Annotated in this window: 21 protein-coding genes and 1 pseudogene; 9 read left to right on the top strand and 13 right to left on the bottom strand. The window is 68.9% G+C overall.

The features are described 5' to 3' along the window. The first annotated feature begins 400 nt into the window (after window positions 1-400). Both ABT078_RS10175 and ABT078_RS10170 read left to right on the top strand, forming a co-directional pair. A complete protein-coding gene (locus tag ABT078_RS10175) occupies window positions 401-2,956 on the top strand; it encodes a Pls/PosA family non-ribosomal peptide synthetase (protein WP_351225848.1) in 2,556 nt (851 codons plus the stop codon). Between the two features lie 128 nt (window positions 2,957-3,084). Next, on the top strand, window positions 3,085-3,555 hold the full coding sequence (locus ABT078_RS10170) for a DUF6174 domain-containing protein (protein ID WP_351225846.1): 471 nt from the start codon (window positions 3,085-3,087) through the stop codon (window positions 3,553-3,555). Window positions 3,556-3,748: 193 nt separating this feature from the next. Here the strand turns inward: ABT078_RS10170 and ABT078_RS10165 are convergent, their stop codons facing one another. Together ABT078_RS10165 and ABT078_RS10160 are read right to left on the bottom strand one after the other, a co-directional pair. Beyond that, entirely contained in the window at window positions 3,749-6,628 is a 2,880-nt protein-coding gene (locus ABT078_RS10165) for a Pls/PosA family non-ribosomal peptide synthetase (protein WP_351226018.1), read from the bottom strand. A 569-nt stretch (window positions 6,629-7,197) separates the two neighbouring features. Further along, window positions 7,198-8,103, bottom strand: a complete 906-nt coding sequence (locus tag ABT078_RS10160; RefSeq protein ID WP_351225844.1) for an AraC family transcriptional regulator — start codon at window positions 8,101-8,103, stop codon at window positions 7,198-7,200. 194 nt (window positions 8,104-8,297) lie between these two features. Between ABT078_RS10160 and ABT078_RS10155 the strand changes: the two genes are divergently transcribed. From ABT078_RS10155 to ABT078_RS10145, 3 genes are all read left to right on the top strand, one after another. Then, window positions 8,298-8,624 (top strand): putative quinol monooxygenase, encoded by a 327-nt coding sequence (locus ABT078_RS10155; protein WP_351225842.1) that lies wholly within the window; start codon window positions 8,298-8,300, stop codon window positions 8,622-8,624. 191 nt (window positions 8,625-8,815) lie between these two features. Beyond that, entirely contained in the window at window positions 8,816-9,784 is a 969-nt protein-coding gene (locus ABT078_RS10150) for an alpha/beta hydrolase (protein ID WP_351225840.1), read from the top strand. Between the two features lie 424 nt (window positions 9,785-10,208). After that, the gene (locus ABT078_RS10145; protein WP_351225838.1) at window positions 10,209-12,251 is read left to right on the top strand and encodes a SpoIIE family protein phosphatase; all 2,043 of its coding nucleotides are present in this window, start codon (window positions 10,209-10,211) and stop codon (window positions 12,249-12,251) included. 52 nt (window positions 12,252-12,303) lie between these two features. On the opposite strand, the gene ABT078_RS10140 is transcribed toward ABT078_RS10145, so the two are convergent. The 4 genes from ABT078_RS10140 to ABT078_RS10125 form a co-directional block, all read right to left on the bottom strand. Beyond that, entirely contained in the window at window positions 12,304-13,041 is a 738-nt protein-coding gene (locus tag ABT078_RS10140; protein ID WP_351225836.1) for an SDR family oxidoreductase, read from the bottom strand. A gap of 214 nt (window positions 13,042-13,255) precedes the next feature. Then, window positions 13,256-13,657: a tautomerase family protein gene (locus ABT078_RS10135; protein WP_351225834.1), complete on the bottom strand. Its 402-nt coding sequence runs from the start codon at window positions 13,655-13,657 to the stop codon at window positions 13,256-13,258. Between the two features lie 156 nt (window positions 13,658-13,813). After that, complete coding sequence (gene mdlC, locus ABT078_RS10130) at window positions 13,814-15,424, bottom strand: benzoylformate decarboxylase (RefSeq protein WP_351225831.1); 1,611 nt, start codon at window positions 15,422-15,424, stop codon at window positions 13,814-13,816. Window positions 15,425-16,069: 645 nt separating this feature from the next. Continuing rightward, window positions 16,070-16,747: a GAP family protein gene (locus ABT078_RS10125; RefSeq protein WP_351225829.1), complete on the bottom strand. Its 678-nt coding sequence runs from the start codon at window positions 16,745-16,747 to the stop codon at window positions 16,070-16,072. 182 nt (window positions 16,748-16,929) lie between these two features. Between ABT078_RS10125 and ABT078_RS10120 the strand changes: the two are divergent. The 3 genes and pseudogenes from ABT078_RS10120 to ABT078_RS10110 form a co-directional block, all read left to right on the top strand. Beyond that, window positions 16,930-17,267 (top strand): annotated as a pseudogene (locus ABT078_RS10120) (SAM-dependent methyltransferase); the annotation flags it as partial. Window positions 17,268-17,308: 41 nt separating this feature from the next. Then, window positions 17,309-17,677, top strand: coding sequence for a hypothetical protein (locus ABT078_RS10115; RefSeq protein ID WP_351225827.1), 369 nt, complete (start codon window positions 17,309-17,311; stop codon window positions 17,675-17,677). A gap of 198 nt (window positions 17,678-17,875) precedes the next feature. Then, complete coding sequence (locus tag ABT078_RS10110; RefSeq protein ID WP_351226016.1) at window positions 17,876-18,847, top strand: LuxR C-terminal-related transcriptional regulator; 972 nt, start codon at window positions 17,876-17,878, stop codon at window positions 18,845-18,847. Window positions 18,848-18,885: 38 nt separating this feature from the next. Here ABT078_RS10110 and ABT078_RS10105 read toward each other — a convergent pair whose 3' ends face one another. Both ABT078_RS10105 and ABT078_RS10100 read right to left on the bottom strand, forming a co-directional pair. Further along, a complete protein-coding gene (locus ABT078_RS10105; RefSeq protein WP_351226014.1) occupies window positions 18,886-19,143 on the bottom strand; it encodes a hypothetical protein in 258 nt (85 codons plus the stop codon). Next, complete coding sequence (locus ABT078_RS10100) at window positions 19,143-20,372, bottom strand: amidohydrolase (protein ID WP_351225825.1); 1,230 nt, start codon at window positions 20,370-20,372, stop codon at window positions 19,143-19,145. Before ABT078_RS10100 ends, ABT078_RS10105 begins: the two co-directional genes overlap by 1 nt. A gap of 221 nt (window positions 20,373-20,593) precedes the next feature. Between ABT078_RS10100 and ABT078_RS10095 the strand changes: the two genes are divergently transcribed. Further along, window positions 20,594-20,770, top strand: coding sequence for a thiazolylpeptide-type bacteriocin (locus ABT078_RS10095; RefSeq protein ID WP_351225823.1), 177 nt, complete (start codon window positions 20,594-20,596; stop codon window positions 20,768-20,770). 95 nt (window positions 20,771-20,865) lie between these two features. Here ABT078_RS10095 and ABT078_RS10090 read toward each other — a convergent pair whose 3' ends face one another. From ABT078_RS10090 to ABT078_RS10070, 5 genes are all read right to left on the bottom strand, one after another. Then, window positions 20,866-22,830 (bottom strand): TOMM precursor leader peptide-binding protein, encoded by a 1,965-nt coding sequence (locus ABT078_RS10090; protein WP_351225821.1) that lies wholly within the window; start codon window positions 22,828-22,830, stop codon window positions 20,866-20,868. Continuing rightward, the gene (locus tag ABT078_RS10085; protein ID WP_351225819.1) at window positions 22,827-23,579 is read right to left on the bottom strand and encodes an ABC transporter permease; all 753 of its coding nucleotides are present in this window, start codon (window positions 23,577-23,579) and stop codon (window positions 22,827-22,829) included. The genes ABT078_RS10090 and ABT078_RS10085 overlap by 4 nt, the downstream gene beginning before the upstream one ends. 66 nt (window positions 23,580-23,645) lie before the next feature. Continuing rightward, window positions 23,646-24,575 carry an ABC transporter ATP-binding protein gene (locus tag ABT078_RS10080; RefSeq protein WP_351225817.1) on the bottom strand — a complete coding sequence of 310 codons (930 nt, stop codon included), beginning with the start codon at window positions 24,573-24,575 and terminating at the stop codon, window positions 23,646-23,648. Between the two features lie 88 nt (window positions 24,576-24,663). Then, entirely contained in the window at window positions 24,664-25,791 is a 1,128-nt protein-coding gene (locus ABT078_RS10075) for a M50 family metallopeptidase (protein ID WP_351225815.1), read from the bottom strand. Then, complete coding sequence (locus ABT078_RS10070) at window positions 25,788-26,786, bottom strand: lantibiotic dehydratase C-terminal domain-containing protein (RefSeq protein WP_351226012.1); 999 nt, start codon at window positions 26,784-26,786, stop codon at window positions 25,788-25,790. The genes ABT078_RS10075 and ABT078_RS10070 overlap by 4 nt, the downstream gene beginning before the upstream one ends. Window positions 26,787-26,793 lie beyond the last annotated feature (7 nt).

Here is a 26,793-nt window from a genome sequence, read left to right as displayed (position 1 = left end):
CCCCACTTCTGAGGCTCCCCTTCGATGCCGTCAGGACGCTTGGCCGTCAAGTCGGCAATCGGGTGAAGGGCTGTCCCCTCACCGAAAGTGCCTGCGCCGGCCCCCAGCGCGGCAGGGAGAGATTGATGGAGCAGGGCGTCCGTCCGCCAGGACTGGGGATTGCGACACCGAGTGTTACGGCGTCCCGAGTCCACGCCGCGTCGGCACGGCGAACTCGAGTGGCAGCCCCGCAGTGGTCGGCGGAGACTGACATCCGTGTTGGTCTTGTGACCAGGGAAGAACTCACAACCTCGTGGCTTCCGAGTCCGATTGCTGATTCCTGCAGTCAACCGGAACGCGGGGGTACCGGGTGCCCGGCCAGAGCGGCCGATGGTGGTCGAAAATTCCACGAGGAGTTCGCATGGTGGAGAAATCTGTCGAAGTGTTGACGCCCGGGCCGGATGAACCTGCGCTCACCAAGCGCGGTGACTCCGCCCCGGTGGCGGACACCGAGAGAAATCTCGCGGCAGTACTGGCTGACGTCGTGTGCGTCGAGACCGTGTCGGTCGACAGCAATTTCTTCAGTGACCTCGGGGCCAACTCGCTGCTGATGGCCCAATTCTGCGCACGGGTGAGGAAGCGGGCGGACCTGCCGTCGGTGTCGATGAAAGACATCTACCAGTACCCCACGATCCGGAGCCTGGCGACGGCACTCGCGGACACAGCTTCTCCCCCTCTCGAACCATCGGTCCCGGAAGAGCCGGAGCCGGTCGCACCTGCCAGCACACTGCGGTACGTCCTCTGCGGTGTGGCACAACTCCTGGTCTTCCTCGGCTACTCCACCGCCGCCGGATTCATCGCCGCCCGCGGATTCGAATGGGTCGCCGACGGTGCGGACCTGGTCGACTTCTACATACGATCCGCCCTCTTCGGTGGCGCAAGCTTGCTGACCATGTGCACGTTCCCGATCGTGGCCAAATGGATCCTCATCGGCCGGTGGCGACCGGGCGAGTTCCCGGTATGGGGTCTGACCTACCTGCGCTTGTGGACCGTCAAGGTTCTGATCCACGCCAACCCGATGGTCTTCTTCGTCGGCAATCCTCTGTACGTGCTGTATCTGCGTGCCCTCGGCGCGCGGATCGGCAAGGACGTCACGATCCTGTCCCGCACCGTGCCGGTCTGCACCGACCTGCTCACGATCGGCGCCGGCACGGTGGTCCGCAAGGAGGCGTACCTCCACTGCTACCGAGCGCAGGCGGGACGAATTCGGACCGGTCGGATCACCATCGGCCGGGACGTATTCATCGGCGAGAAGACCGTGCTCGACATCGACACCTCGATGGGTGACGGGTCGCAACTCGGGCACACATCCGCGCTGTACAGCGGCCAGACGGTGCCGGCCGGCGAACGTTGGCACGGCTCACCGGCAGAGCCCACGGACACCGACTACGTGAGGATCGAGCCGACGGAATGCGGCCCGCTGCGCCGGGCCGGCTACGGCCTCGTCACCGTCCTGCAGACGTTGTTCCTGTACACACCGCTGACCATCGGCGGCGCCTACATGGTGCTGACCGCGATACCGGCGTTCGGAAGGATGCTGGCTCCGGGCAGGGTGGATTTGACGACGCCGGTGCTCTACGTCGACGCGCTGGCGATATCCGCCGTGTTGTTCTTCGGAGCCGTCATCGTGGGCCTGGCCGTAGTGGTCACCGTTCCCCGTCTGCTGAACCTGGTGGTCAAGCCGGACAAGGTCTATCCGCTGTACGGATTCCAGTACTCGGTGCACCGCACGATCGCCCGCATGACCAACATCAAGTTCTTCAAGTGGCTGCTCGGCGACAGCTCCTACATCGTCCACTACCTGCGTGCCCTCGGATACAACTTGTCCCGGGTCGAGCAGACCGGGTCGAACTTCGGCACCGAAGTGCAGCACGAGACCCCGTATCTGAGCTCCGTCGGCAGCGGGACGATGATTGCAGACGGACTTTCGATCATGAACGCGGACTTCTCGAGCACGTCGTTCCGTGTGACCCGGGCGTCGATCGGGGCACACAACTTCCTGGGAAACAACATCGCCTATCCCTCGGGGGCCAGGACGGGCGAGAACTGCCTCCTGGCCACGAAGGTGATGGTTCCGCTGGACGGCGAGGTGCGCGAAGGGGTGGGGCTACTCGGCTCACCCTGCTTCGAGATTCCCCGGTCGGTGGAGCGCGACACCCGCTTCGACCACCTACGGGCCGGCGATCAACTGCGCCACAATCTCGCGGCGAAGAACCGCTACAACATCCGCTCGATGGTGTACTTCCTGTTCGTGCGGTGGATGTACGTCTTCGTGCTCACCGCGGTCGGCCTTGCCTCCGCAGATCTCTACGGCTTTCTCGGGTCAGTGGTGATCGCCGCGTTCCTGGTCGTCTCGCTCGCGTTCTCCGCCCTCTACTACGTCCTGGTGGAGCGCTGCATCACGGCCTTCCGGGCGCTACGACCGCAGTTGTGCTCCATATACGAGCCGTACTTCTGGTGGCACGAACGCCTCTGGAAGGTGCCCGACGAATACCTCGAGGTGTTCAACGGCACGCCCTTCAAGAACATGATCTGGCGGCTCCTGGGGGTCCGGCTCGGCCGCAGGGTGTTCGACGACGGCTGCTATCTGACGGAACGGATGCTGACCACTATCGGTGACGACTGCATGCTCAACGCGGGAAGCAAGATCCAGTGCCACTCCCAGGAGGACGGCACCTTCAAGTCCGACCACAGCACGCTCGGCAACGGTTGCACCCTCGGCGTCGGCGCCCACGTGCACTACGGCGTGACGATGGGCGACGGCGCAGTGCTCGCGCCGGACTCCTTCCTGATGAAGGGCGAGGAAGTCCCCGCCCACGCCCGGTGGGGCGGAAACCCCGCGACAGAGTCGGAGGTACCCAGCGTCAACTCGCTGCATCCCGACAGCTCCGAGGCAACGGTCGCGGTGATCACATAGCGGCCGGACGGATCGGCCGGGCGCCGGGTCGCGGCGTTCGAGCGGGGGTCGGCGGAGTCCCCACACGAGCCGGAACCGCATAGGGGGCGAATTCGTCGAAGCGGCAGTGACTCACCGGAAGGCACGCCATGACGGCAACCCGTTCGCCCCTCCTCCTCGCGGCCGCCGCGCTTGCGCTCGTCACGGCCGGCTGCGGCTCCGAAGCCGGGTCCGAACCGTCGGCGGGCCACGGTGCTCGGACACCGAAGTCAGCCGCGTGGACCGAGCCGGGCCGGTACTCCTTCAGACTGCTGTCCGAAGGCGGGGAGCGGAACGGCCTCGGGCAGTACCGCATCACGGTGGAGGACGGGAAGGTCGTCAAGGCGGTCGGCCTCGATGAGCAGGCTCGGCGCACCGTCACGGCCGGTCTGCAGAGCATGCCGACACTGGGAGATCTTCTGCAGGAATTCCGACAAGCCCGTGAGGACAGGGCCGACGTCGCGCGAGCGGAATTCGCGGCCGACGGACACCCCACCGAGATCCATCTCGACTGGCGCAAGAATTCCATCGATGACGAGGCCGACTACCAGATCACCGAATACCGGGTGCATCGGGTCTGAACCGGCTGATGGCCCGGATCCGGGTGACGTAGTGGCAGCTTCCGTGCCGCCGTGTGCCGTTGAATCGTTGGCCGGTCCCCATCATCGCCACGTGGCGAGGCTGTGGACAAGCCGACCACTCCCTCAACGGGCGTGCGTCGCGCCTGCTCTGGCAGCGGTGCCGCGTCGGAGTGACCGATGACCGAGGGCGGGTTCACTGTGGGCGCAGGGTCGGGCATCGCTCGGCGGAACCGGTCCGTACGTCATCACGTCCGCCTGTCTGCCGATGGATCCGCGGCTCGGTGACGGCACCCGTTTCCCGGGCCGGGTTGCCACCCCACCCCGCGTGTGCGGGAACTTCCTCGCCCTTCATCAGGAACGAGTCGGCGGCCAGCTGGGCGTGGTCGCCGATCGTGGTGCCGTAGTGGACGAACGCCCCGACGCCGAGGGTCACGCCCGCGCCGAGCGTGGCGTAGTCGCACTTGAAGGCCCCGTCCTCCTGCGAGTGGCACTGGATGATGGACCCGGCGTTGAGGGTGCAGCCGTCGCCGATGCTGACCAGGGTCCGCTCGACCAGTGAGCAGCCGTCGTCGAAGACCCTGCGGCCGATCCTGACGCCCAGCAGCCGCCAGACCAGGCTCTTGAACGGGGTGCCGTTGAAGAGCTGCATGTATCGGTGGGTCGTCAGTTTCCAGAACCGTTCATGGCGCCAGAACGGTAGCTCGTAGATCGAGCAGTACAGCGGTTTCACCGGCTGCAAGATCGTGACGATCCGTTCGACCAGCGCATAGAAGACAACGGTGAACATCAGGGTGAGCAAGGTGGTCAGCGCGATCGCCGGTACTCCGGTGGTGTGGTAGAGGTCCACGGCGGCCATGGCGATGAGGGCGACGACGAAGAAGTGGAACCAGCGCATCAGCAGGTACAGGCTCGCGGTGAGCGCGTTGTGCTTGTTCTTGGCTGCCAGGCGGCGGCGTAGTTCGTCGCCTTCGGCAAGGTGGTCGAACTGCCTGTCGCGCTGCACCGTGCGCGGGATCTCGAAGCTGGGCGAGCCGAGCAGACCCACGCCCGTACGGACGGGCCCGTCGATGGGGACCATGACCTTCGTCCCGAGCAGGCAGTTGTCTCCGGTGCGGCCGCGTGAGGGGTAGGCGATGTTGTTGCCGAGGAAGCTGTTCGGCCCGATCGAGGCCGGGGAGAGGCGGAAGGACGTGCTGGAGAAGTCTGCGTTGATGATCGACAGGCCGTCGGCGACCATCGTTCCGCTGCCGACCTGGCTCAGGTAGGGGGTGTCGTGCTTGACCATCGAGCCGAAGTTGGACCCGGTCTGCTCGACACGGCACAGGTCGTAGCCGAGGCAGCGGAGGTAGTGGACGATCGCGGAGCTGTCGCCGAAGAGCAGGACGAAGAACCTGACATTGGTCATCCGCAGGAGTGCCCGCTGCAGACCGTGGTGGAATCCGTACAGCGGGTAGATCCTGCCGGGCCTGATCGCCGGGCTGAGTATCCGCGGCGCCGTGTTCACCGTCACCAGAGCGACCAGCAGACCGCCGAAGAAGGCCACCAGGGAGGCGGTGAGCGCATCCAGGTAGAACCCCGGGCTCGTGAAGGCCGGCTCGGGGTTCAGCAGGACGTCGAGCCGCGGCACCGCGGTGAGCACGATGCTCACGCCGGCCAGCGCAAGCGGCAGGTACACACCCAGCACGACCAGAAGCTGCGCCGCGGTGTAGAGGGTCTTGCGCAGGGTGCCGCACTCGGTGGGCTCGACCGCCCGGAAGTCGGTATTCGTCGGTTGCGCCGGCGAGCCGTGCCACGACTCACCGGCCGGGACGGCCTGCCCGGATTGGAGGGAGGAGGCGTGTCCCAGTTGGGCCCCGTCCCCCATCGACGTGCCGATGTCGAGGACGGTCTGCTCGCTGACGGTCACATTCCGCCCGAGAGTGACCGGACCCGTCTCGATCACCCCGGCATGCGCTCGGTAGCAGGAGAAGAACACGTCTTTGCGGACGACGGTGCCTTCGTCGATGGTGAGCAGGTCGGTTCCCACCGGCACATTCCTGGAAAGGATCGCGACGCCGCGGCCGATGCTCGCGCCCAGCGCCCTCAGATACAGCACATACAGCGGCGTGCCGACGAACAGGCGCATCGGACTCGTACGGATCAGGGACTTCACGCACCAGAAACGCACGTAGCCGAGACTCCACACCGGTATTCGGCGGGCAGTGAAGCGGCCGATGAGCGTCCACTTGGCCACGACGGACAGGGCGCACAGGCCGGCGAAACTCATGCCGGCGAACAGTGCCGACCGCAGATAGAAGTCGGCCGTACCCGAACCGTCCAGGATCCACTCGAAACCGCGTGTCAACACCAGGGCGCCGAGGAAGGACATGCCAAGGAAGATCAGCACCTGGAGCACCCCGCACACGACGTATTGCCACGGGCCGGCCGCCGCCGGCGGCACTGCCCCGGCCGACTCGTCGGCCGACGGATCGGCAAGCGTCCCGGGCTGTGAAGGGACATGCGAGCGGGCCGGAGAGGCCTCAGGAATGCCGAGTGCGGCCGCCAGGCTCTGGACCGTGGGGTTTCGGTAAATGTCCTTCATCGACACGGTGGGCAGGTCGTCCCGCTTTCGCACCCGTGCACAGAACTTGGCCATCACCAAGGAATCGGCACCCAGGTCGGTGAAGAAGTGACCGTCGACCGGCACCCGCTCCATCTCCAGAACACCGGCCAACACCTCCGCCAGCAGCACCTCCGTACCGACCGAGGACCCGGAAGGCGACTCCACCACCACGCCGGACGGCACGTCCGCCTGTGCCGGAGAGGGACCGGTCTCCGCGAAAGCTGCGGCCAGACTCTGAATCGTGGGATGCTGGTATACGTCCTTCATCGACACGGTGGGCAGGTCGTCCCGCTTTCGCACCCGTGCACAGAACTTGGCCATCACCAGGGAATCGGCACCCAGGTCGGTGAAGAAGTGACCGTCGACCGGCACCCGCTCCATCTCCAGGACACCGGCCAACACCTCCGCCAGCAGCACCTCCGTACCGACCGCCCGCGCGTCCGTGGCTGTGTCGTCTTCGGCGGACACCATGTCGGCCGGAGTGCCCGCGGGACCGTCAACGCTGTTGTCGATCACGACAGTTTCCCCAGGACGTTCGGGTCGGCACCGGCCCGTACGGCCTGCGCCCGGTGGCCCGTTACCGCGGCTGCCGGAGCACGGCAGCCGAGCGTCGCAAGGTCATGAGGCCCGTTCTGGTCCCAAAAAGAAGAAAACATGTGTTGCTCACCTGCAGTCGGTGCAATTCACTGTCAGTTTTCCTCGGAATCGTCTGGTGCGGCCGCACGTGTCCTGCGGTAGCAGCGTCAATTGCCGATCCCGTCTCGCTCTCCGGTGGCCAAATACTCCTGTATCCAGTAGGCCTCATCGGACGAGCTCTGTCCTGCTACTGGACTACGGGACTTGACACGACGAACCGGCTCTGGTAGCTGGCGGCACACCTCGGGTCGGCCTTTGGCGTAGCCCACCGCATGCGCGCCGAGCCAGGGCGTCGCGGGGCGACGGGACGATGCGGCTGCGTCTGGTGGTTCTGCTGGTGGACCAGCTGGTTGCCTTGTTCTCCGAGATCAATGCCCCACTGAGCGGCGGGCAGCTTCAAGCCGTCAGGGCAGGGCGACCGCGGTGGTGTGCACGGAGCGGCGCAGGCGGGCGGCGTCCTGGCTGGGTGCTGCGCCGAACTGGCGACGGTACTCCCGGCTGAACTGCGAGGGGCTGTCGTAGCCGACGCGATGGCCGATCCCAGTCACGTCGTTGGGGCGGGTGGCCAGCAGCAGCCGGGCTTCCTGCAGCCGGATCTGCTTTTGGAACTGGATGGGACTCATCGCGGTCACCGCCTGGAAGTTGCGGTAGAAGGCGGACACGCTCATGCCGGACAGCTGCGCCACGTCCTCGACCCGGAACGCCTGCGCGTAGTGCTCCCGGATCCATCGCACCGCCCGTGCGATGTGGCTGAGGCTGCTGTCGGCGAGGCCGAGCTGGCGCACGATGCCGCCCTGTTCGCCGGTGATCAGCCGCCACAGGATCTCGCGTTTGACGAGCGGGGCGAGCACCGCCCGGTCGCGGGGCTCATCGAGCAGGCGCAGCAGCCGGATCACCGCGTCCAGCAGCTCAGCCGGCGCGTCGCTGACGGCGATGCCCGGCAACGCGCCGCCACCGGCGCGGGGGATGTCTCCCGGTGCGGCCTGCAGCAGCAGCTCGGCGACGGCGGACGGTTCCAGCGTCAGCCCGAAGCCCAGAGCAGGGCGCTCCGGGCCGGCCTCGGTGAAGTGCCCGGTGACCGGCAGGTCGACCGACGCGACGAGGTACTGCCCGTCGCGGTACTCGTACACCCGATCACCCAGCGCGAGGCGTTTGGCTCCTTGGGCGATGACCGCCAGCACCGTGCCGGACGTCGACGGCGTCGGCGGGTTCGGCCGCTCGACCTTCGAGATGAGTACGCCGTCGATGGCGGTGGTCCAGTCGGGCTGCGCATGCCGGGCAAGCAAGGTGCGAAGCTCGTCGAGGTACATGCCCCGATTGCAGCACACCAACCGCGTAGTGCTCCCGTGCAGGCGAGGATCGTGCAAGAGCCGGCGAGCATCGTTCTACCGTTTCCGCTGGTCACGACGGTGAAATGGAATGGTCGGATTCCCGGGGGGCGGGCAGCCGGTTCCTGATCGAGGATTCCACGTCCGCATCGCATCGCCTGAGCAGGAGAGTTGTCGTGATCGCCGAATACGGATTCAACGCCACCCTGACCGCCAAACCCGGAATGGGTGACCATCTGGTCGACCTGTTGCTGACCGGACTGGAGGAGGGCAACCCGGGCGCGAGCGAGCACTGCGTCGTGTACCTCGTCTGCCGGTCGGCGTCCGACCCCGACGTCGTCCACATCACCGAGGGCTGGACCAGCAAGGAGGACCACCGCCGGATCTTCGCCGGTGAGGCCGCCGAGGCCATCGTGTCGCGGATCGCGGGGATGCTGGCCAAGGAGTCCGAGTACACCGACTACGTTCCGGTCCGTGGCATGGCTGCCTTCCGGGATCGCTGATCGGTACGTCGATCCTTCGTCGGTCGATCCTTCGTCGATCCGGTCCTTCGATCCGGGCCGACGGCACCCACCGTCGTCGTCTCCCGGCACGCCCGGCAGACGTGCGTCATGCGGCTGCAGCAACTTGCTGACCGGCCGTCACCTTCCCTGATCACCCGGCAGAACCCACAACTCCGCCGAAAGGACCCACCATGTCCCTGGCACGACCCGACCTGGACCCCGAACTGAGCGCGCTGCTTGCCGACATGCCGCTCATGTCACAGCTCAGCACAGAGACGGTCGCGCAGCTGCGCCGGCTCCCGCCGACGCCGGTCGAGACCTTCCTCGAAGGTCGTGCGGTCGACCGGTGCGAGGTCGCCGTTCCCAGCCCGGACGGCGCGCAGATCCCGCTCTCGATCTTCAGCCCCGGCGGGGCCGGTCGCACCGCAGGGGCGCCGTGCATCTACTGGATGCACGGCGGCGGGATGATCATGGGGGACCGTTTCTCGCAGATCGACATCCCGCTGGAGTGGCTCGAGCGGTTCGGCGCGGTCGTGATCTCCGTGGACTACCGGTTGGCGCCCGAGGTCACCGGTACGACTCTGGTCGACGACTGCTACCAGGGTCTGCTCTGGGTCGCCGAGCACGCCGACGACCTGGGCGTGGATCCCGCCCGCATCGTCGTCGCGGGTGCCAGTGCGGGTGGTGGCCTCACCGCCGGAGTCGCACTGATGGCGCGCGACCGCGGTACTCCGCCGATCGCCGCCCAGATGCTCATCTGCCCCATGCTCGACCACCGCAACATCACGACATCGAGTCGGCAGTACTCCGGCGGGCCCGGTGTCTGGACCCGCGAGATGAACGAGTTCGGATGGCGATCAGTCCTCGGCGAACTCGCCGACGAGGAAGTCCCCAGCTACGTCTCACCTGCACTGGCCGACGACCTCTCGGGCCTGCCCACCACTTACGTCGACGCCGGCTCGGCAGAGGTCTTCCGCGACGAGGACGTCGACTACGCCACCAGGATCTGGGCGGCCGGCGGACAGGCAGAGCTTCACGTCTGGGCGGGAGGCTTCCACGGATTCGACGCGCTGTGTCCGCAGGTACGCGTCTCGGCCGCGGCGCGCCGGACGCGCAACGACTGGCTCGCTCGAGTTCTGAGCCCATCCTCCGCGGTATAGCGGGGTTCGGTGGGAGTCAGCGCGGAGGAGTACCTGCCTCGGCAGGCACCTCGCCGGCCCGGCCTTCGGCACGCTGAGCTCGTGCCGCCGGGAGCGTTCCAGGACCACGATCGGCGCGCCGGACATCAAGATGATCAGGATGATCGGGAAGATCGGGATGCATGCGCGGGCATTCCTGTTCGGCCCGGAACGCCTCCTGAGAGCCTTCTCGCCGGCACGTGCGCGGGCGTCGGCCGCTTCCCTGGGCAGGGCGCCGATCGCGGCCGTGAAGGGACGGCGCCGGCTTCGGCCGACGCCACCGCCGGAACGCCGGTCGGCCTGGGTTCCGGGTGGCGCACGGGGACAATTCGCGTGTTAACTGGCCCTGTCGATGAGAGATGAGGTCGACCATGCCTCGTGAACAACGACACCGGCGATTCGGCCCGTGACCGGCACCGACGGGGCGGGCCGAGCGGACAGCTTCGAGAGGGCCTTGTTCGAACAGGCCAGGGCCGGCATCGAGGTGTACGACACCGACCTGCGGATTGTCCGGGCAAACCCCGCGATGCTGGCCATCCGGGGTCTGCCCGCAGGGATGGTTGTCGGTGCCAAGCTCATGGACCTGGATTCGGGAATGCCGCTGTCGCCTGTCATGCGCGAGGTGCTGGAGACCGGAGCCACGGTGTTCGAGCGTCCGGTGCCCGCCGATCCGGGAAGTCGACGTGAGTATGCCGTCACCGGGTACCCCCTGCAGGACGACGGCCGGCTCATCGGCGCCGCCGCGATGATGCATGACGTGACGGAGCAGGTACGCAAGCAGAAGGAGCTGAATCTTCTGAGCGTCGCGCGCGCCAGGATCGGCACCTCCCTGGACGCGCTGCGCACCGCGCAGGAGCTCGCCGACATGGCCGTGCCCGACTTCGCGGACGCCATCGCGGTCGACCTGCTGGAGTCCGTGCTCACCGGGGACGCGCCGCTGGGCCCGGTCACCGTCCGGCTGCCGATGAGACGTGCCGCGTTCAAGGCCCGTGGGGGGGAGTACGGTGCCTACCCGGTGGGCAGCGCCAGCTACTACGCCACCCCCACGCCGTACACGCAGGCACTGGCCGATCTGCGGCCGCGGCTGGTCACGTCGTTGCCCGCGGCCGGTGACTGGCTGGTGCACGACCGGCTGCGGGCCGAGTACATCACCCGCGCGGGCGTGCACTCGCTCATCGTGACCCCGCTGACCGTACACGGGCTCGTGTTGGGACTGGCCAGTTTCTACCGGGCCGGCACCCGCCCCCAGCGCTTCGACGAGGAGGACCTGTCGCTCGCAAGGCTGCTCGCCGATTGCACGGCGGTCTACGTGGACAACGCTCGCCGGTTCACCCGTGAGCACACGGTGGCGACCGCGCTTCAGCGCAGTCTGCTGCCGCGTGTGCCTCCCGGGGTGGCGGCGGTGGAGTCCTCCTACTGCTATCTGCCGGGGCGCTACGGTGCCCACTGGTTCGACGTCCTCCCCCTGTCCAGCTGCCGGGTGGGTCTGGTGATCGGATATGTGCCGGGGGAGGGCCTGCAGGCCTCCACGACGATGGGTCGACTGCGCACCGCCGCCTCCACCCTGGCCTCGATGGACCTGCCGCCCGACGAACTGCTGACCCACCTCGACGACGTGGCCCAGAGCCTGGCGCGGGAGCAGGACGCGGACCCGATGACACTGCACCAGGCACGGCCGCCGTTCACCGCCTCGTGCCTGTACCTGACGTACGACCCGATCACCAGGCGGTGCGCGGCGGCTTCCGCGGGACACGAGAGTCCCCTCCTCACCAGCCCGGAGGGCGTCGTCAGCACGCTCGAGGTGCCGCGCGGAGCAGCGCTCGGCCAGGGCGTGCCGTACGAACTCCTTACCACGGAAATACCGCCCGGAAGTCTGCTGGCCCTGCATTCGGACGGCAGCGCGGGCCGCTATCCGACGGAGGCCGCCGACCGCGTCGCCCGACTGCGCGACGCCGTGGCCGACCCCACGTCCGCCCCCGATGAAATCTGCGACACCGCGACGTACAGAGTGCTGCGCGGAATCCCGCAGGACGGGGCCGCGCTGCTCGTGGCCAGGACCCGGTGCCTCCCTCCGGACCGCATTGCCTCCTGGACCTTCCCGCCCGAGCCGCTCTCGGTCCGCGAGGCCCGGCGAGCGGCACATGGCCGGCTGGAGGAGTGGGGACTGGAGGAACACGCCCCCGTCGTCGACCTGGTCGTCAGCGAACTCGCCACCAATGTGATCCGGCACGCGACCGGGCCGATCCGGCTGCGTCTGATCCTCGACCGGACACTGACCGTGGAAGTCCGCGACGACGCCGACACCGCCCCGCACTTGCGCCATGCCCGCCTGCAGGACGAGGGAGGGCGCGGCCTGTTCCTCGTCGCCTCGCTCACTCGGCACTGGGGCACGCGGTACGAGGAGAACGGAAAGATCATCTGGGCCGAGCAGGCCCTGACAGGCGCCTGACGTCGGACCGCGCAGGACGCCGCTCCCCCGCCGGCCGCTCCCCCGCCGGCCCTCAGAGCACTCGCAGTGCCCCGCCGTCCACGGGCAACATCACACCGGTCATGCAGCCCGCGGCCGGCGAGAGAAGGAAGGCCGCAGCCCTCGCGAACTCTTCGGGCTCACCCATCCGCCGCAGGGCGTTGTCCGGCGGCCCGCCGCCCGTCAGCCCCGCGAGTTCCTTCTGGCGTTCGGTGGCTATGTACGCGGGCATGATGCCGTTCACCCGGATCTTGGAACCCCCCAGTTCGTCGACGAGTGTCTTGGCCACCATGGCAAGCCCGGGGCGCAGGCCATTGGAGACGGCCAGCCCGGGAATGGGCTCGCGGACCGAGGACGACAGGACCAACGCGATCGACCCACCGGCCGTGAACATCCTGGCGGCGGTTCTCGCCAGGCGCAGGGCCCCCAGGAACGTCGACTCGAAGGAGTCCCGCCACTCCTGGTCCGCGACCTCCATCGCGGGACCCACGGGCGGCCCGCCCACACTGACGAGGGCGCCGTCCAGACGGCCGAAACGACGCATCGCCGTGCCCACGACCTTTTCGGCGGAGTCAGGGGCGGCATTGTCCGCGACCACGCCCACCGCATGGCCGTCACCGCCCAGGGTCCGGGCAGCGTCCGCGACGGATTCACCGCGCCCGGTGACGACCACCTTGGCTCCTTCGGCCGTCAGCACCTTCGCTGCGGCAGGTCCCAGTCCACGGCTGCCGCCGGTGACCACGTAGACGTGGTCCTGCAATCCGAGGTCCATTGCCCTGTTCCAATCCGTGGGGAAGAGCGGAAAGAGGACGCAGGTGTCGCGCAGGGGCCTGCCCGCGCGTCCCCGGGAAGGTCCTGCACGTCCGATGCCACCCTTCCCGCCGAGGACGCCGGACGCCGGGGCCGGTGCGGTCCGTTCCGTTCCATGAGGACGGCGACATGCCGGCTCGCCCGGCTCCGGACAGCCGGTGCGCGCGATTCCGACCTCACCTCCCGGCCTCAGCCGGCATGTTCTGTTCCTCACCCGGTTCGGGCAGCACCCGACCGCCCTCGACAGCGGAGCGTGCGGGACTGTCCTGGATCACCACCAGGACGCGGTCCTCCGCCACCCCGGCGACGCGGGAAGCCGCCGCGGACAACTCCAGCGCCAGACGAGTCAAGTCCTCCTGCGGATGGCCGCGTCGCGCCCAGCCACTGAGCAGCAACGGTGTCCCTGGCTCTCCGCCGACGAAAACGCTGTCCACCGGCAGTTCGGAAAAGACCACGTTGACGTAGGCGGGCGGCACATGATTGATGGCTGCGTGAATCCTGGTGATCTCGGCGGCCAATGCGGCCTTGGTCTCGGCCGTCAACGTCCCCTGGGCGGTTGTGCAGGTGTAAATGGGCATGTCGGCTCCTGGAGTCGATCACCATGCGTCCGGGCGGCCCGGCCTCAGGGAGGTGGGGCCGCCGGGTCGGCGCCGACGTCCGGCCGGGTGGGACACGGCGGTGAGCTCACCACTGTCCTGAATCGGCACGGTCACCTCGGAGCGCCTCACAGCGTCTCAGAGCGCGGTCTTCTGCGGCTCGGTGGTCACCACGATGACCGTGGGCCTGGCCGACTCCACCGCGGCCGTGAATTCCTTCTCGAGTTCATCGGTGGTCGTGACATCGACGGTCCGGCAGCCGAACCCCCGCCCAACGGCGGCGATGTCCATGTCCGGAAGGTCCAGACCGGGCACCCCTGGAGTCTCCTCCAGTTCGGCGAAAGACTTGAGGATCGAGTATTCGTGGTTGCGCATCACGACGTACACGATCGGCAGGTTGTGCTGCGCGCCAGTCCACAGACCCTGGATCGAGTACTGGAAAGACCCGTCCCCGATCAAGCCGATCACCGGACGTCCTACTCCGCGGTCCCGGTCGCCGAGGGCGACGCCGACGACGGCCGGCAGGGCCCAGCCGATGCCACCGCTGGGGGTGGCGAAGAACGAGTCGGGCTCGACCGTGGGCAGCCACTCAGCATGCTGCCCCATCGTCGAGGTGGACTCATTGACGAGGACGGCGTGCTCCGGACGACACTCGCTGAGGGCCGCATAGACCTCGGCCGGCGTCAGTGGGCTGCTCGGGGTCTCCGGCAGCTCCCGGGGACGCGGCATCGGCTCCGGCTGCGCACGACCGTTGCCGTCACCCACCATCTCGGTGAGGAGCTCGATCGACAGCCGGGGGTCGCCGAGAAGGCTGTCCCCGACCCGGGCCGCCGCGGCGACCGCCGGGTCGTGCGTGATGTGGAGCAGTTCGGTCCCGGCTGGGAGGATGTCGCCGGGAACGTACGGGTAGTACCGGAACACCTCGGCCCCGATCACCACCACCAGATCGTGTCCGGTGAGCCGGTCGCTGATCGCCTTGACCGACATGCCCACCGGCCCCTGGTACAGCGGGTGGTCCTCGGGGAACGACGCGCGGTCCGAGAGCGGTGCACTGTAGACCGCGGCCTTCAGCTTCTGCGCCAAGGCGACGCCGGCCTGCCATCCGCCGGCGCGATCCACGTCGGGCCCCAGGATCAGAGCCGGCCGCTCACTCGCGGTGATGCGCTCGGCGAAGCGCCGCAGACGCTCGCTGTCGGGCGCGTAGGTCCGGCTCACCTCGCGCACGACGGCGCGTCCGTCCAGGGGGTGGTTCCAGTCGTCGAGCGGGATGGAGAGGAACACCGGGCCTGCCGGTGGCTGCAAGGCCATCGCGTAGGCCCGCATGAACGCCTCGGGCACGTCCTCGGCGCGGGCCGGCTCGTAGGACCACTTCACCCACGGCCTGGGCATGTTCGTCGCGTCGCGGTTGCCCAGGTAAGGCTCGCCGATCAGCAGCTCACGATGCTGCTGGCCGGCCGTGACGATCAGCGGGGTGTGCCCGTGGTGAGCCGCGACAAGGTTGCCGATGCTGTTACCGAGCCCGGCGGAGGAGTGCACGTTCACCAGTGCGGGACGACGAGTTGTCTGGGCGAATCCGTCCGCCATGGCGATGACGGAAGCTTCCTGAAGGGCCAGGACGTACGTGAAGTCGTCCGGGAAGTTCTGGAGGAACGTCTCCTCGGTCGACCCCGGGTTACCGAAGACGGTCGTCAGCCCCAGTGACCTCAGCAGATCGTACGTCACGCTGTGGACGGTCGATTTCTTGCTCATGATAGGCAGTCAGCTCCCAAGCCCGGAGGGCATAACGCCCAGCCTCGGCAGAGCAACGCCGTGCCGTGCGGCAAGCCTCCGGCTACACGTCGAGGCGGCCTACAGTCGAGGCGGCGCGTTGGACGAACAGGGGCAGCCAGGCGCTCTTCGGGTTCCCTTCCGCGTGTTCGCGGAGTCAGCCGCGCGCAAAGCGCACGGCCGTCGGATCCGTACCTCTCTGCCCGCAGCGTCATGGCCGGGTACAACGAACTCAGCGATTGAGGGCCATGCGAAGAGGGTCGAGCATGGTGTGCCGGATCTCCTCCGGAAAAGATAACGCGCAGGCGGTACGGGCTTCCGGACGCATCCGGGACACCATTCCGACCGTAGCCGCGTGATCCGGCATCCGCGACTCGGGCGGTGACCGGTACGTCATCAGGTGGTTCGGCGGCCGGCCGGGATGCGTCCCTTGCGGGCCTTCGCGAGGGCCCCAGCCCTGCCTGCTCTCCGGGTCTCACCCGGGGTCGCGGCCGGGCCGCCCGCAGTCGCCTGGGACGCCTGGGACGCCTGGAACACAGCGCAACGCGCCGGAGTTGACCCGGCCGACGTCTTCCTCCGGCCCTCACCGTGATTCACGGGAATCGCCGGGACGACGAGCAGCTCGGATCACCGTCCGAGTCCGGAGAGCCCATTGCCGAGGATGGTGGCGCCCAGAATCACCAGCACGAGCACCATGATCACGGCGCTGTTGGCGACCATGAACTGCCGCACACGGTCCAGAAACGACGCCGCGTGCCGTCCCCCGGCGAGGTGGGCGATCACGGCGCCGACGACGGTGCATGAGCCGAGGCACGCAAAGACGATCATGGCCACGGCGAACTCGGTGCCGTGAACGCCGGCTTCGATGATCGATGTGACGGCCGACGCCGTCAGCACGAAGTTCTTCGGGTTCGCCCCTGACAGCAGCACACCCAGGACCAGCGCCCGCCCGACCGTCGCATCATCGAGCGACGCCATCCATCTCGGCACCTCGACCTCGTCGTCCGCGCGCGGTCGAACCCACCACTTGCGCATCCCCAGCACGATGAGCACCGCACCGACGAACACCCGGAGCCAGTCAGCGACCGCCGACGAGGGGCTGTCGGGATCGTCAGCCCCACTGAGCACCAGCACGACCAGTGCGGCAATGGCGGCAAGCCCGGCAACCCAGCCGACCGCGAACAGGGGGCCGTTGCGACGACCGTGCCCACCGACCAGGATCAGCACGACACCGATCAGTGGGAACGGGCTGAGCGCGACCGCAAACGCCATCGGCAGCAGGGCCCCGATCGCCTGAAGCAGCAACGGACGACCCCTTCGATCCGGGCAGCAAAGGCTCAACCCGTGCCTCCTGCACGTCAGCCGGCGGCACACCGGGCTAACGACCGGCTGACCCACGAGAAACGGCCCTCAAGGCTGTCTCCCGAAGCCCGGCAATGGTCCCGGGCCCGACGGCTGGACGGCCGGGCAGCACAATCACCTGCGTGTGCGTCGCCGCCGTCCACCACCTGCCGTTCGCCGACGCGCTGACCCTCTTGCGCCGGCACCTCGCGCCCGGGGAGCCCCCATCGTCGTCGGACTGTACCGAGCGCACTCCCCCGGTGATCGCCTGCTCGGCGCCGCTGCCGCTCCGCCGAACGCCGCCACGGGCTGGATCAGGAACAAGGGCCGCTCTGCGTCCCGGCCCGTCTTCATGACCGCCCCGACACGGCCGGCGACCATGAGCTTCCCCCACATCGTGCGCGAAGCCCGTCGCGTACTGCCCGGCGCGCGATTGCGCCGCCGACTGTCCTGGCGCTGCACACTCGTCTGGCACCGGCGCTGAACGGCCAGGCGTCAAGGCCCGTGCAGTCACGGAAAGGTGCCGTGCGGAATGCACCGAGCGGCAGCCCGCTCGCCGGTATGCATCTGCACGCGCTGGACGAGCTCGGGCAGCGCTCCTCGGCCCTGCCCTCGTCCCGCAAGGCCAAGGAACTGCTCGAAACCGTGGCCCGTTCCCTGAACCAGGTGCCCGAGGACGACGAACGCCTGCCCCGGCTGCGCCACAAACTGGCGTTCCACCTCGGCAAGGCAGGTCTCCATGAGGCGGCATTGGACCAGTTGCGCCGCATCGGCCCCTGGTGCGGCGCGGCGCCCTGGAACAAGGAGGGAGATCCTGTCGCCGCGTTCGACCTGGCCCGGGGCATCGCCGCCAAGAAGGCCGGAACGAACCCGCCGCCGACGTCCCGGGGCTAGAAGAACCGGCCACGGCCACTGCCCAGCGGCATGAGCCAGGTCTTCATGATCCCTTAAGACCGCGTTCGCCCCGGCGCATGGGATCAACTCGCAGCCTGGTATGCGGCTAACCTTCGGTGGTACCAGCACGCCGGGGGGTCAACAGCCATCCCGGTCGACCCGAACTCATACACCGAGGGCGCGTTGCGTGAGAACGAGATGTCCATGTTCGGCGTCTCTGCGGAAGAGGAGGAGCTTTACCGGCACTTCCTGCGTAATCCAGACACCACGATCGAAGACCTCCGTAAGCTCGGCGACGAGGGTCAGGATCCGGGGCGTTGTCTGGAGAGGCTGCGTCAGCTCGGGCTCATCCATCCCACGGGAGCCGGCGGGCGCATCACTCCCGCCGACCCGGAGGTCGCCGTGGCGCGGCTCACCGACGCCCGACTGCACGCGCTGCTGCAGGAGTTGCAGCGGGTCACCCACTCCCGGCACGTCGTGCAAGGGCTGCGCGCGGAGCAGGGGGCGTGGATGGCACCTCAGGGCATCGAGCAGTTGCACGGTCTGGAGGAGATACGCAACCGGATCGAGGACCTGGCCTTCTTCGCACGCGAAGAGATTCTGTCCGTCGAGCCCTACACCAGGCTCTCGCCCGAGAACATCGAGCGGTCACGGCCGCTGGATCTGCGATGTCTCAGGAGAGGGGTACGGATACGCAACGTTGTCCTGCGCGCGGCGCTCGACCACACACCGACGGCAAGCTACCTGCGCGAACTCGTCTCCGAGGGGGCGGTGATCAGAGTGGCCGAGAACATCTCGGAGCGGATTCTGGTCTATGACGGCGAGACCGCGCTCGTGCCGGTCGACCCTCAGAACACCTCACGCGGGGCGCTTCTGGCCCGCAGCAACGGACTTGTCTCGAACATCATCGCCCTGTTCGAGAAGATCTGGACGCAGGCAGAGGATTTCCCCACCACGGCGGACGTCGGCGACGAGCAGCAGCGACTGACCGGCACCGAGCGGCGGGTTCTGGTGTCGATGTGCTCGGTGGGCAAGGACGAGGTCGGGGCACGTGACCTCGGCGTCTCCGTAAGGACCTACCGGCGCCATGTCGCCGACATCATGCAGAAGCTGGGTGCGGCCAACAGGGCTCACGCGGCGCTGCTCGCCCGCGAGCGTGGCTGGGTGTGAAGTTGTTCCGCTGTCGCGGCCACGGTCCCCGCAGGCTGTCAGGCGTGGTCGCGGGACCAGCCGCGCAGCGCCGAGTCCGCGAGGACCTGGGTGACGGCGTGGCTGACCGCGGTGCGGTCCGTGGTCGCGTCGAGTCCGATCCGCAGGCGGATGCGGTCGGCCGCGACTTCGGGGATGCAGGACCAGTGGCCCGGTAGGAGACCCAGCAGCCGGATCACGGTGGTCTCCCCCACCGGGGCGGACCGGTCGTCGCGGACCGCGACGACGTCGACGTAGTCCACCGGGCTGGTCGTCATCATGTTTTTCCCTTCGTGTCACTCGGCGCTTGCAGTACGCGCAGTGTGGCAGCGGCCATGGCGGTGATACCGGCCGGGAGGGCGTTTCGCACGTCGGGGGCGAACTCCGGTGAGTGGTTGGGCGGTACGGGCGTGATGCCGTCCCCAGCAGCCCGCCACTGCCGGACCCCGGTGGCCCCCAGTATCCAGTACGCCGTCGGCACTCCGTCTGCGGCGAAGCGGGGGAAGTCCTCCGTGGCCGTGGACCCGGGCCAGTCGGTCACACGGTGCGGTCCGAAGGCCTCCTCGTGGCTCTGCCGGGCCAGCAGGCTCACTGCCGCGTCCGGCATCAGCACGGCCGACTGCGAGGTGACGGTGAACTCCGGTTCCTTGGGGCAGCCGGAGGCGGCGCACTCCGCCCGCACGATACGTTCCACCGCAGCCATCAGCCGTTTCAGCGTCGGGTCGGAGAACGCCCGGACGGACAGGGAGAGCCGTGCCTCGTCGGGGATCACATTGGGCCGGTCACCGGCGTGCAGCGAGCCGACTGTGAGCACGACCTGTTCGGTCGGAGAGGTCTCCCGCGACACCAGCGTCTGCAGCCTCAGGACCACGGCCGCGGCGGTCACCACGGGGTCGACGGCCAGGTGCGGGGCCCCTGCGTGACCGCCTCTGCCGTGGATGACCACGTCCAGCGCGACGCTGCCGGACATCACGGGCCCTCGCCCGTGTGCCACCGTGCCCGCGGGCAGCGGGGCGCAGTGCTGGGCCAGGACCGCGTCCGGTGTGCCGAAGCGCTCGTAGAGGCCGTCCGCCAGCATGGCGTCGGCTCCGGTGAGGATCTCCTCCGCGGGCTGGCCGACCAGGATCACGGTGCCGTGCCAGGTGTCGCGGCTCTGGACCAGGAGGGTGAGGGCGCCGGAGGCCGCCGCCGTGTGAAGGTCGTGACCGCACGCGTGCATGACCCCGGCGGTGGTGCTGGCGTAGGGCAGGCCGGTGCGTTCGGTCACGGGCAGGGCGTCGAGTTCGGTGCGGACCATGACCGTGGGGCCGGGCCCGTTGCGCAGCACGCCCACCACGCCGTGGCCGCCCACGCCGCGGGTGACCGTGCAGCCGTCCTGCTCGAGCCGCCCGGCGAGGACGGCTGCGGTGCGGGCTTCGGCGCCCGACAGTTCGGGATGGGCGTGCAGGTCGAGATAGAGTCCCAGCGCGGATCGCAGTACGTCACGTGGGATGTCGGTTTCGGTCATCGGCGCCTCAAAGCCTCTTCCTGTTGGCTGCAGGGGGCGGTGAAGGTGTCGCCGGCCAGCATGCAGGACCTGTGCGACAGACCTTCGGCGCTCCACTGACAGCAGATGTCAGCGGGGTGTCAGTGAAAGCCGAGGTGTGGTGAGAGGACGTGGGACTGCAATGGCTCCACGAGGGAGCCCTGCCGGAACCGCCGGTGGGCCCCGGTACCCAGGGAGAAGCCATGGCCACGAAGCCCGAGCTCGCCACCCTTGCCGACGAGATCCTGGAGCTGGAGTCGGAGACCTTCGAGATCTCCGACTACTCCGACGCCGCCGAGGTCGTCCTGGCCGGTTCGACGTCCTGCTCGTCGACCTCGACCTGCTCCAGCACCACCAGCACCACCTCCTGCAGCGCCTGACGCGGGACGTCCGGACATCCGGACCACATCCCCTTGTGCGACCCCGTCGCACAAGGGGATGTTCCACGCCCGGGCCCCGGCCGATGCGGGCAGGTTCACGGGAACGGGTGCGGAACGGCCTTGATCCCGGACTCGGGAAGGACACTCTCGCGCCGCCCCGCATCCCGCAGCGCGGTCCGCAGCCGTGGCATCAGCAGGGCCCGCTGCCGTGACCAGCCGAAGTCCAGCGGCAGGATGCCGGGAACGGTCGTGCTGACCGTGTACAGCCCCATCCGTTGCTGCTCCGGCGTCGTCTGGTCCACCGCGACGACGTCGTACCCCGCGCCCACCAGTCGGTCCCGCACGAACCGCAGATCGTCCAGCAGGTCCTCGGTCCGCGGGCGGACGTCCGCCCAGTCACCGAAGGCCTCGTCGAGCGGCAGCACAGCCGTCGGCTCGAGGAACTCCCCCGCGTGCACGGCCATCTCCGGCAGTCCGAAGAGCTGGGCGTGGTCCTTGAGGTGCCGCACCTTGGTGTAGTCCCGAGCCATCGCCTGCAGCTCGCCCTGCCGTTCGGCGACCTGGTAGGGAAGGTGCGGGATGTAGGTGAGGACCTCGGAGAGGGCCGATTCGACGGTCTCCTCCGGGTCGAAGCCGGCAGCCGCGCTGAACGAGAGCGTTCCCGGCCCACCGTCGCGGCGCACGGCGAGCGCGGTGACCACCGGTACGGCGAGGTCCATCCGGGTGTCGAAGGCATGGACGTCGTAACCGTGCAGCGCGGCCCGGTCGATCATGGCCCGGATCGCGGTGCGGCAGGTGCTCAGATCGATCTCGGTCAGCCGCGCCCGGCCGTACCAGGTCAGCAGGAACGCGTCCCGTTCGATCAGTTCGAGCAGGGCGAAGAGGATCGCCTCCTCAGGACTGCCGCCGGTCGCACAGCCGTTGGAGCATTCGAAGACGAAGTTGTCCGCCTCCACTCCCGCGCTGTAGTGCGCGAGCCGCGCCGGGACGAGCAACGGGCGGTCGTCGCGCAGTGAGTGGCCCCACACCCAGGGGATCTCCCTGGCCGGGTCGAACGGGCTGACCAGGGGGTCCTGCTCGTAGGTCTCGGGCGCGTAGAAACCGCACTCGGCCGGGTCGAGGACGGGGACGCCGTCCGCGGCAAGTGTGTCGTAGGAGGCGGTGACCGGGGTGGTGCCGCGGCGGCGGTGCGTTCCGGCGTAGCGTTCCAGGCCCTCCAGGTGGGCGAGGGTGCGGCTCGTGGCGTAGCTGTTGGCCTGCCCGCTCCAGGTGACGTCGTTGAGGCCGGCGTAGCCGCGGACGAAGTTCGTGCCGGCGACCGGCGCGGTGGTGGTGGACGACGGGTTGATCCAGGTGCTGGATCCCAGCGCCCCGCAGACGGGGTTGGCCAGCGCCGTCTCCGGCAGGGCGTACGAGCCGATCGGCCGAAGCCGGTAGCTGCCGGGAGCCGGCTTGGGTGAGGGGCTTAGCCGCATGTGCGCGGCCTCGGCGGTCTCCGGGATGTCCGACACGCAGGAGGGGCACAGCGGTTCGGGCAGCAGGGGGAAGGTCGCGGTCGCCAGGGTCGTGAGGTCGACGCGGGTGACCTGCGGCAGCGCACGATCGGCCGCGCCGGTGGCCGCTGGCGTGTGGTGCCCGGTGAGGGCCGCCTGGTAGACGGACCAGACGGCGTCGATGGTGTAGGGCGTCAGCAGCGGCCATGGAGCGGCGCCCTGCGGCTCGCCGCCCAGCTCGAGGGCCTCGCGCTCCGAGCGGCTGCGCAGCCGCTGCCAGCGCATGGCGAGACACTGTCCGCAGGCCGCGTCGTCGCCGCCCCATGGTCCGACCAGCACCGCGCGGGCGGTGAGCTGGACGTTCGCCGAGGGCCGCAGGGTGGCATACGGATCCGGGCGGCCGAAGCCGAGGACGTCGGCCGCTCCCAGCGGGACGACGAGCGGCGCGGGCACGTCGGTGCGGCCGAGTGCCGTATGGCGCGCGGCCAGTTCGTCCTGGAGCAGCGTGCGGCCCTGCTCCAGCGGCGCGTCGGCGCGGGTGGCAGGCGTGGGGACGGCGGTCGTCACGACTGGTCGCTCCAGCGGAACGTCTTGAGGGCGATCGCCCCGAAGACGACGGCGAAGGCGGCGAGCACGCCGCAGTCGACGGCGATGTCGCCGGTGCTGCCGCCCGTGAGCGCGGCCGAGATGCCGTCGTTGAGGTAGCGGAGGGGAAGGGCCTGGGAGAGGGTTTGCATCCAGTCCGGCATCATGTCGAGCGGGAAGAACGAGCCGGAGAGGAACGCCATCGGGATCATGAGGCAGTTGGCGACGGCTGCGACGGCTTCCGGGGTCTTGGCGTAGGAGCCGACGATCACGCCCAGCATCAGGAAGGCCGTGACGCCGAGCACCAGGACCGGCAGGGCCCACGGCCAGCTTCCGGCGACGCTCAGCCCGAAGAAGGGCAGCATCGCGACGGCAACGAACATGACGGTCTGGACGGCGCCGATGGCGATGGCGAGGACGTAGCGGGACGCGAGCACCGCGGAAACGGGCGTCGGTGTCATCCGGATGAGGCGCAGGATGTCGTCGCGCCGCCATTGCATGAGGACGAAGGCGACGCCGAAGACAGCGGCGTTGCCGACGCCCCAGGAGAGGACGCCGGGTGCGATGTAGTTGATGTACGGCTTGCCGCTCTCCTCGACGTTCTGGCCGTGGAAGATCAGGCCGAAGACGATCAGGAAGAGGAGCGGGAAGGCGAAGGTGAAGAAGAGCGTGGTCTTGTCCCGGGTGTAGGCCCGGTATCCGGCCTGGCTCAGCGCGGCGTAGGCGCTCATGGTCGCAAGTCTCCGTAGGTCCGAAGGGGGCGGGGCGTGGTGGGGGTTGCGGCGTGCGGCCCGGGGCTACGGCTTCGGTTCGGCCGCGCCGGTCAGCTCGAGGTAGACGTCCTCGAGGCTCGCGGTGCGGGTCTGGACGCCCTGCAGGCCCGCGATGGCGTCCACGGCGGCCAGGACGTGGCCGGCGTCCATGGTCTCCAGGACGATCGTGTCGCCGTCCAGCGTGGCGTGGTCGACGCCCTGGATGGCGCGGGCCGCCTCCAGCGTGAGCCGATCGGCCGGTACCACCAGGCGGGTGGTGGGACTGCCCTGGGCGATCAGTCGGCCGGGGCTGTCCAGAGCGGCGATCCGGCCGTCGACGAGGATGGCCACCCGGTCGCAGAGCGCCTGGGCCTCGTCGAGGTGGTGGGTGGTGTAGATGATGGTGCGGCCTTCTCCCTTGAGGTCGCGGAGCACCTGCCACAGGGCCCTGCGCGCCTGTGGGTCCAGTGCGGCGGTCGGCTCGTCCAGGAAGATCAGCTCGGGTCGGTGGACGAGCGCGGACGCGATGGCCAGGCGCTGACGCTGGCCGCCGGAGAGATCGTCGACACGGATGTCGCCCTGCTCGGTCAGGCCCACCGAGGCGAGGGCGCGCTCGGCGGCCTCCCGGTCCGTGCGGTAGAGGGCGGCCATGGTGCGCAGATGCTCACGGGCGGTGAGGCGCACGAAGAAGGCGGACGACTGGGTCTGGACGCCTATCTGCGGCAGCAGCGCGGGATTGCGCGGCCAGGGGCTGTGACCGAGGACGGAGACCGTGCCCGAGTCGGCCTGGCGCTGGCCCTCCATGATCTCGACGAGTGTGGTCTTTCCGGCGCCGTTGGGGCCCAGCAGACCGAAGAACTCCCCACGCGGGACGGTGAGGGAGACACCGTCGACGGCCTGGATCCTGCCGTAGCGCTTGTGCACGTCGTCGAGGGCGACGGCCGGGCCGTCCTGCGGGCCGGGGGTGGGGGGCATGGAACTCTCCTTCAGTGCGTACACGATCGGTGTGGTTCGGGCTTCACGGTCTGCGGACTGCGCCCGGCGGTCGGCCGGGAGCGCCTGCTCATTGGGCGGCGGTCAGGAAGTGGTGGACAAGGAACACAGCGGCTGTTGCCAGCGCGCCCAGAACCAGCAGCGTGCCCAGTCCGTAGGCGATGTAGGCGCGGCGGGCGCGCCCCGGGTAACCGGTCGCGGCCTGGTCGCGCCGGATGGCGAGCCGTACGTACGCGCCGGTGGAAGCGGCGAGTTCGGTGGCCCCGAGCAGCTGGCCGGCGATCTTGTAGCCGTCGAGCGGAGGCAGCGGGATCAGCATGGTGAATGCCTGCAGGCTGCCCAGGAGAAGGAGCGCGCCCAGTGCCTGGTGGGTGGCCGGGTCGAGCGGGGCCAGCGACCGCACCGCGAAGAACGGCAGCAGGAACAGCAGGTTCATCACGGCGCCCGCCCCTGCGGTGGCGATCCGGCCCCATCGGCCGTGCAGATGGAGGAAGTTGTCGACGGTGCAGTACATGATCACCACGGGCAGCCGCCAGCGCAGCCCGATCTCCGTCACCCGTCCACCGTAGTGCCGGGCCACCACGCCGTGGGCCAGTTCGTGCAGGGCGGTGCTCAGCCACAGCAGCGTGGCAACAGCCATCAGCAGTGCCGGATTGGTGAAAAGGTCCGCGGTGGCGTCCAGCAGCTCGCCGAGGCGCATCAGCAGGTTCACCTCCATGACGGCCACCAGCGTCAGCAACGGCAGCAGCGTCCAGGGCGACAGCAGGAAGCGGGTTGCCCGGTGCAGCCGGGCCGCCGTCGCGTCCGCGTCGGCGACCAGCCGGATGCTGCCGCGCAGGAGGCCGCGCGCGGGTGCCTCGGGTTGCGGGCTCTGCGGCTGCGGGTGTCCCGGGACGGTCGTCGGCCCGCCTGTCAGCAGCCCCCGCGCACCGAGCATCGCGAGGATCGGCTGCCAGTTCGCGTCGGCCAGGCGCCGCCCGAAGTGTCCCGCGTACTGCGTTCCCAGCTCCTCCAGAGTGCGAGTTCCGTCCATGCGGGAGATCAGGAAGTGTTCCTTGGTCCCGACCTTGAACGACTGCCCGCTCTCCGTGTTCTTGATCAGGTGAACGATGTCGGGGCCGTGCAGCAGCGGTTCGCTGACCAGCACGCCGGCACGGAGTTCGGGACGGTAGTGGGCCGGACTGACGGCGGCGGTCACGGCATCTTCCCGGGCAGCGTGTCGTGCGGCGTTCCGGGCAGCGTTTCGCGCAGCGCGCGGCCGAGTACATGGGCCAGATACGCCTCGTCCCTGATGGTGACGTGCAGCCTGTTGTTGGTCATGTGCATGTAGGGAGAGAGCAGCAGGGGAAGCGCGACGGCCGGGTCGGTGACTTGTTCGTCCCGCTCGCCGTCCCAGGAGCGGAAGACGAGGTCGCCGTCGGTCGCCAGCTTCTCGGCGCGTCCACGCAGTTCGGCGCAGTGCTCGGCCCAACCGGCCAGGAACTCGGGCAGTCGGCCCGGCTCGCCGTCGCCGGCGGCGGCGCGGATGCGGGCGAAGTGGGCCGCGAGACGGGGCGCCATCGCGGCGTAGTTGCGGTCGTACTCCTCACTGCCGATGAAGCCGGTGCCGGGGAAGGCCCGGTGCCAGAACTCGTAGTAGCTGTCGAGGTAGTCGGCCAGCTCCGAGTCCCCCGGCAGGAACGTGCCGGACATGACCATCATCAGCTGCGCGGAGGTGCCGAGCAGGACCGTGCGTAGGTGGAGGTTCTTCGTGCGGAAGGCGTCGATGACCAGGTCGCTGGAGTGGCGGAAGTGCCACTCGGCAAGTTCGATCCCGGCGGGGCCGCCGTACTTTCCGTACTCCGGCTCGTACGGTTCGGCGCTGCGGGAGTTGTTGGGACGCAGCCGCATGCGGCCCTGGTCGTCCGTGTAGTGGCCGCGCTCGGTGCCCGGGAACTCGATCTCGAAGAGGGTGTTGTAGAAGTCGTTGAGGAATCCGGAGTCGACCTCGTAGAGCGCGGGCCGGTGGGCGAGGAAGGCGTCGACCGCCTCCTCGGTGCGGCGCCTCACCTCGGACTCGGCCCGGGGCGAGGACGGCTTGAGCCTCAGCCGGACGTGGGGCCCCTCCAGCCAGTAGTTGATGAAGAAGTAGCCCGCGATCAGACCCTCGGCCTCCAACTGCTCCACGAGCGGGCGGACGCACTGGAGGAGCATGGGACGC

The organism is Streptomyces sp. NPDC002133, from assembly GCF_040296405.1.
In the GTDB taxonomy this organism is placed as follows: domain Bacteria; phylum Actinomycetota; class Actinomycetes; order Streptomycetales; family Streptomycetaceae; genus Streptomyces.
Note: the sequence above shows the minus strand (reverse complement) of the source record. Positions and strands in the feature narration are given on the sequence as shown.

Coding starts and splice junctions, on each gene's coding strand:
- ABT078_RS10160 (WP_351225844.1), bottom strand. CDS start 8,103: ATGTACCTCGACGAGCTTCGCACCTTGCTTGCCCGGCATGCGCAGCCC.
- ABT078_RS10165 (WP_351226018.1), bottom strand. CDS start 6,628: ATGGTGTCCGCCGAAGACGACACAGCCACGGACGCGCGGGCGGTCGGT.
- mdlC (WP_351225831.1), bottom strand. CDS start 15,424: ATGAGCAAGAAATCGACCGTCCACAGCGTGACGTACGATCTGCTGAGG.
- ABT078_RS10100 (WP_351225825.1), bottom strand. CDS start 20,372: ATGACCGAAACCGACATCCCACGTGACGTACTGCGATCCGCGCTGGGA.
- ABT078_RS10150 (WP_351225840.1), top strand. CDS start 8,816: ATGTCCCTGGCACGACCCGACCTGGACCCCGAACTGAGCGCGCTGCTT.
- ABT078_RS10080 (WP_351225817.1), bottom strand. CDS start 24,575: ATGCCCCCCACCCCCGGCCCGCAGGACGGCCCGGCCGTCGCCCTCGAC.
- ABT078_RS10085 (WP_351225819.1), bottom strand. CDS start 23,579: ATGAGCGCCTACGCCGCGCTGAGCCAGGCCGGATACCGGGCCTACACC.
- ABT078_RS10105 (WP_351226014.1), bottom strand. CDS start 19,143: ATGACGACCAGCCCGGTGGACTACGTCGACGTCGTCGCGGTCCGCGAC.
- ABT078_RS10135 (WP_351225834.1), bottom strand. CDS start 13,657: ATGCCCATTTACACCTGCACAACCGCCCAGGGGACGTTGACGGCCGAG.
- ABT078_RS10110 (WP_351226016.1), top strand. CDS start 17,876: ATGTCCATGTTCGGCGTCTCTGCGGAAGAGGAGGAGCTTTACCGGCAC.
- ABT078_RS10095 (WP_351225823.1), top strand. CDS start 20,594: ATGGCCACGAAGCCCGAGCTCGCCACCCTTGCCGACGAGATCCTGGAG.
- ABT078_RS10140 (WP_351225836.1), bottom strand. CDS start 13,041: ATGGACCTCGGATTGCAGGACCACGTCTACGTGGTCACCGGCGGCAGC.
- ABT078_RS10175 (WP_351225848.1), top strand. CDS start 401: ATGGTGGAGAAATCTGTCGAAGTGTTGACGCCCGGGCCGGATGAACCT.
- ABT078_RS10070 (WP_351226012.1), bottom strand. CDS start 26,786: ATGCTCCTCCAGTGCGTCCGCCCGCTCGTGGAGCAGTTGGAGGCCGAG.
- ABT078_RS10170 (WP_351225846.1), top strand. CDS start 3,085: ATGACGGCAACCCGTTCGCCCCTCCTCCTCGCGGCCGCCGCGCTTGCG.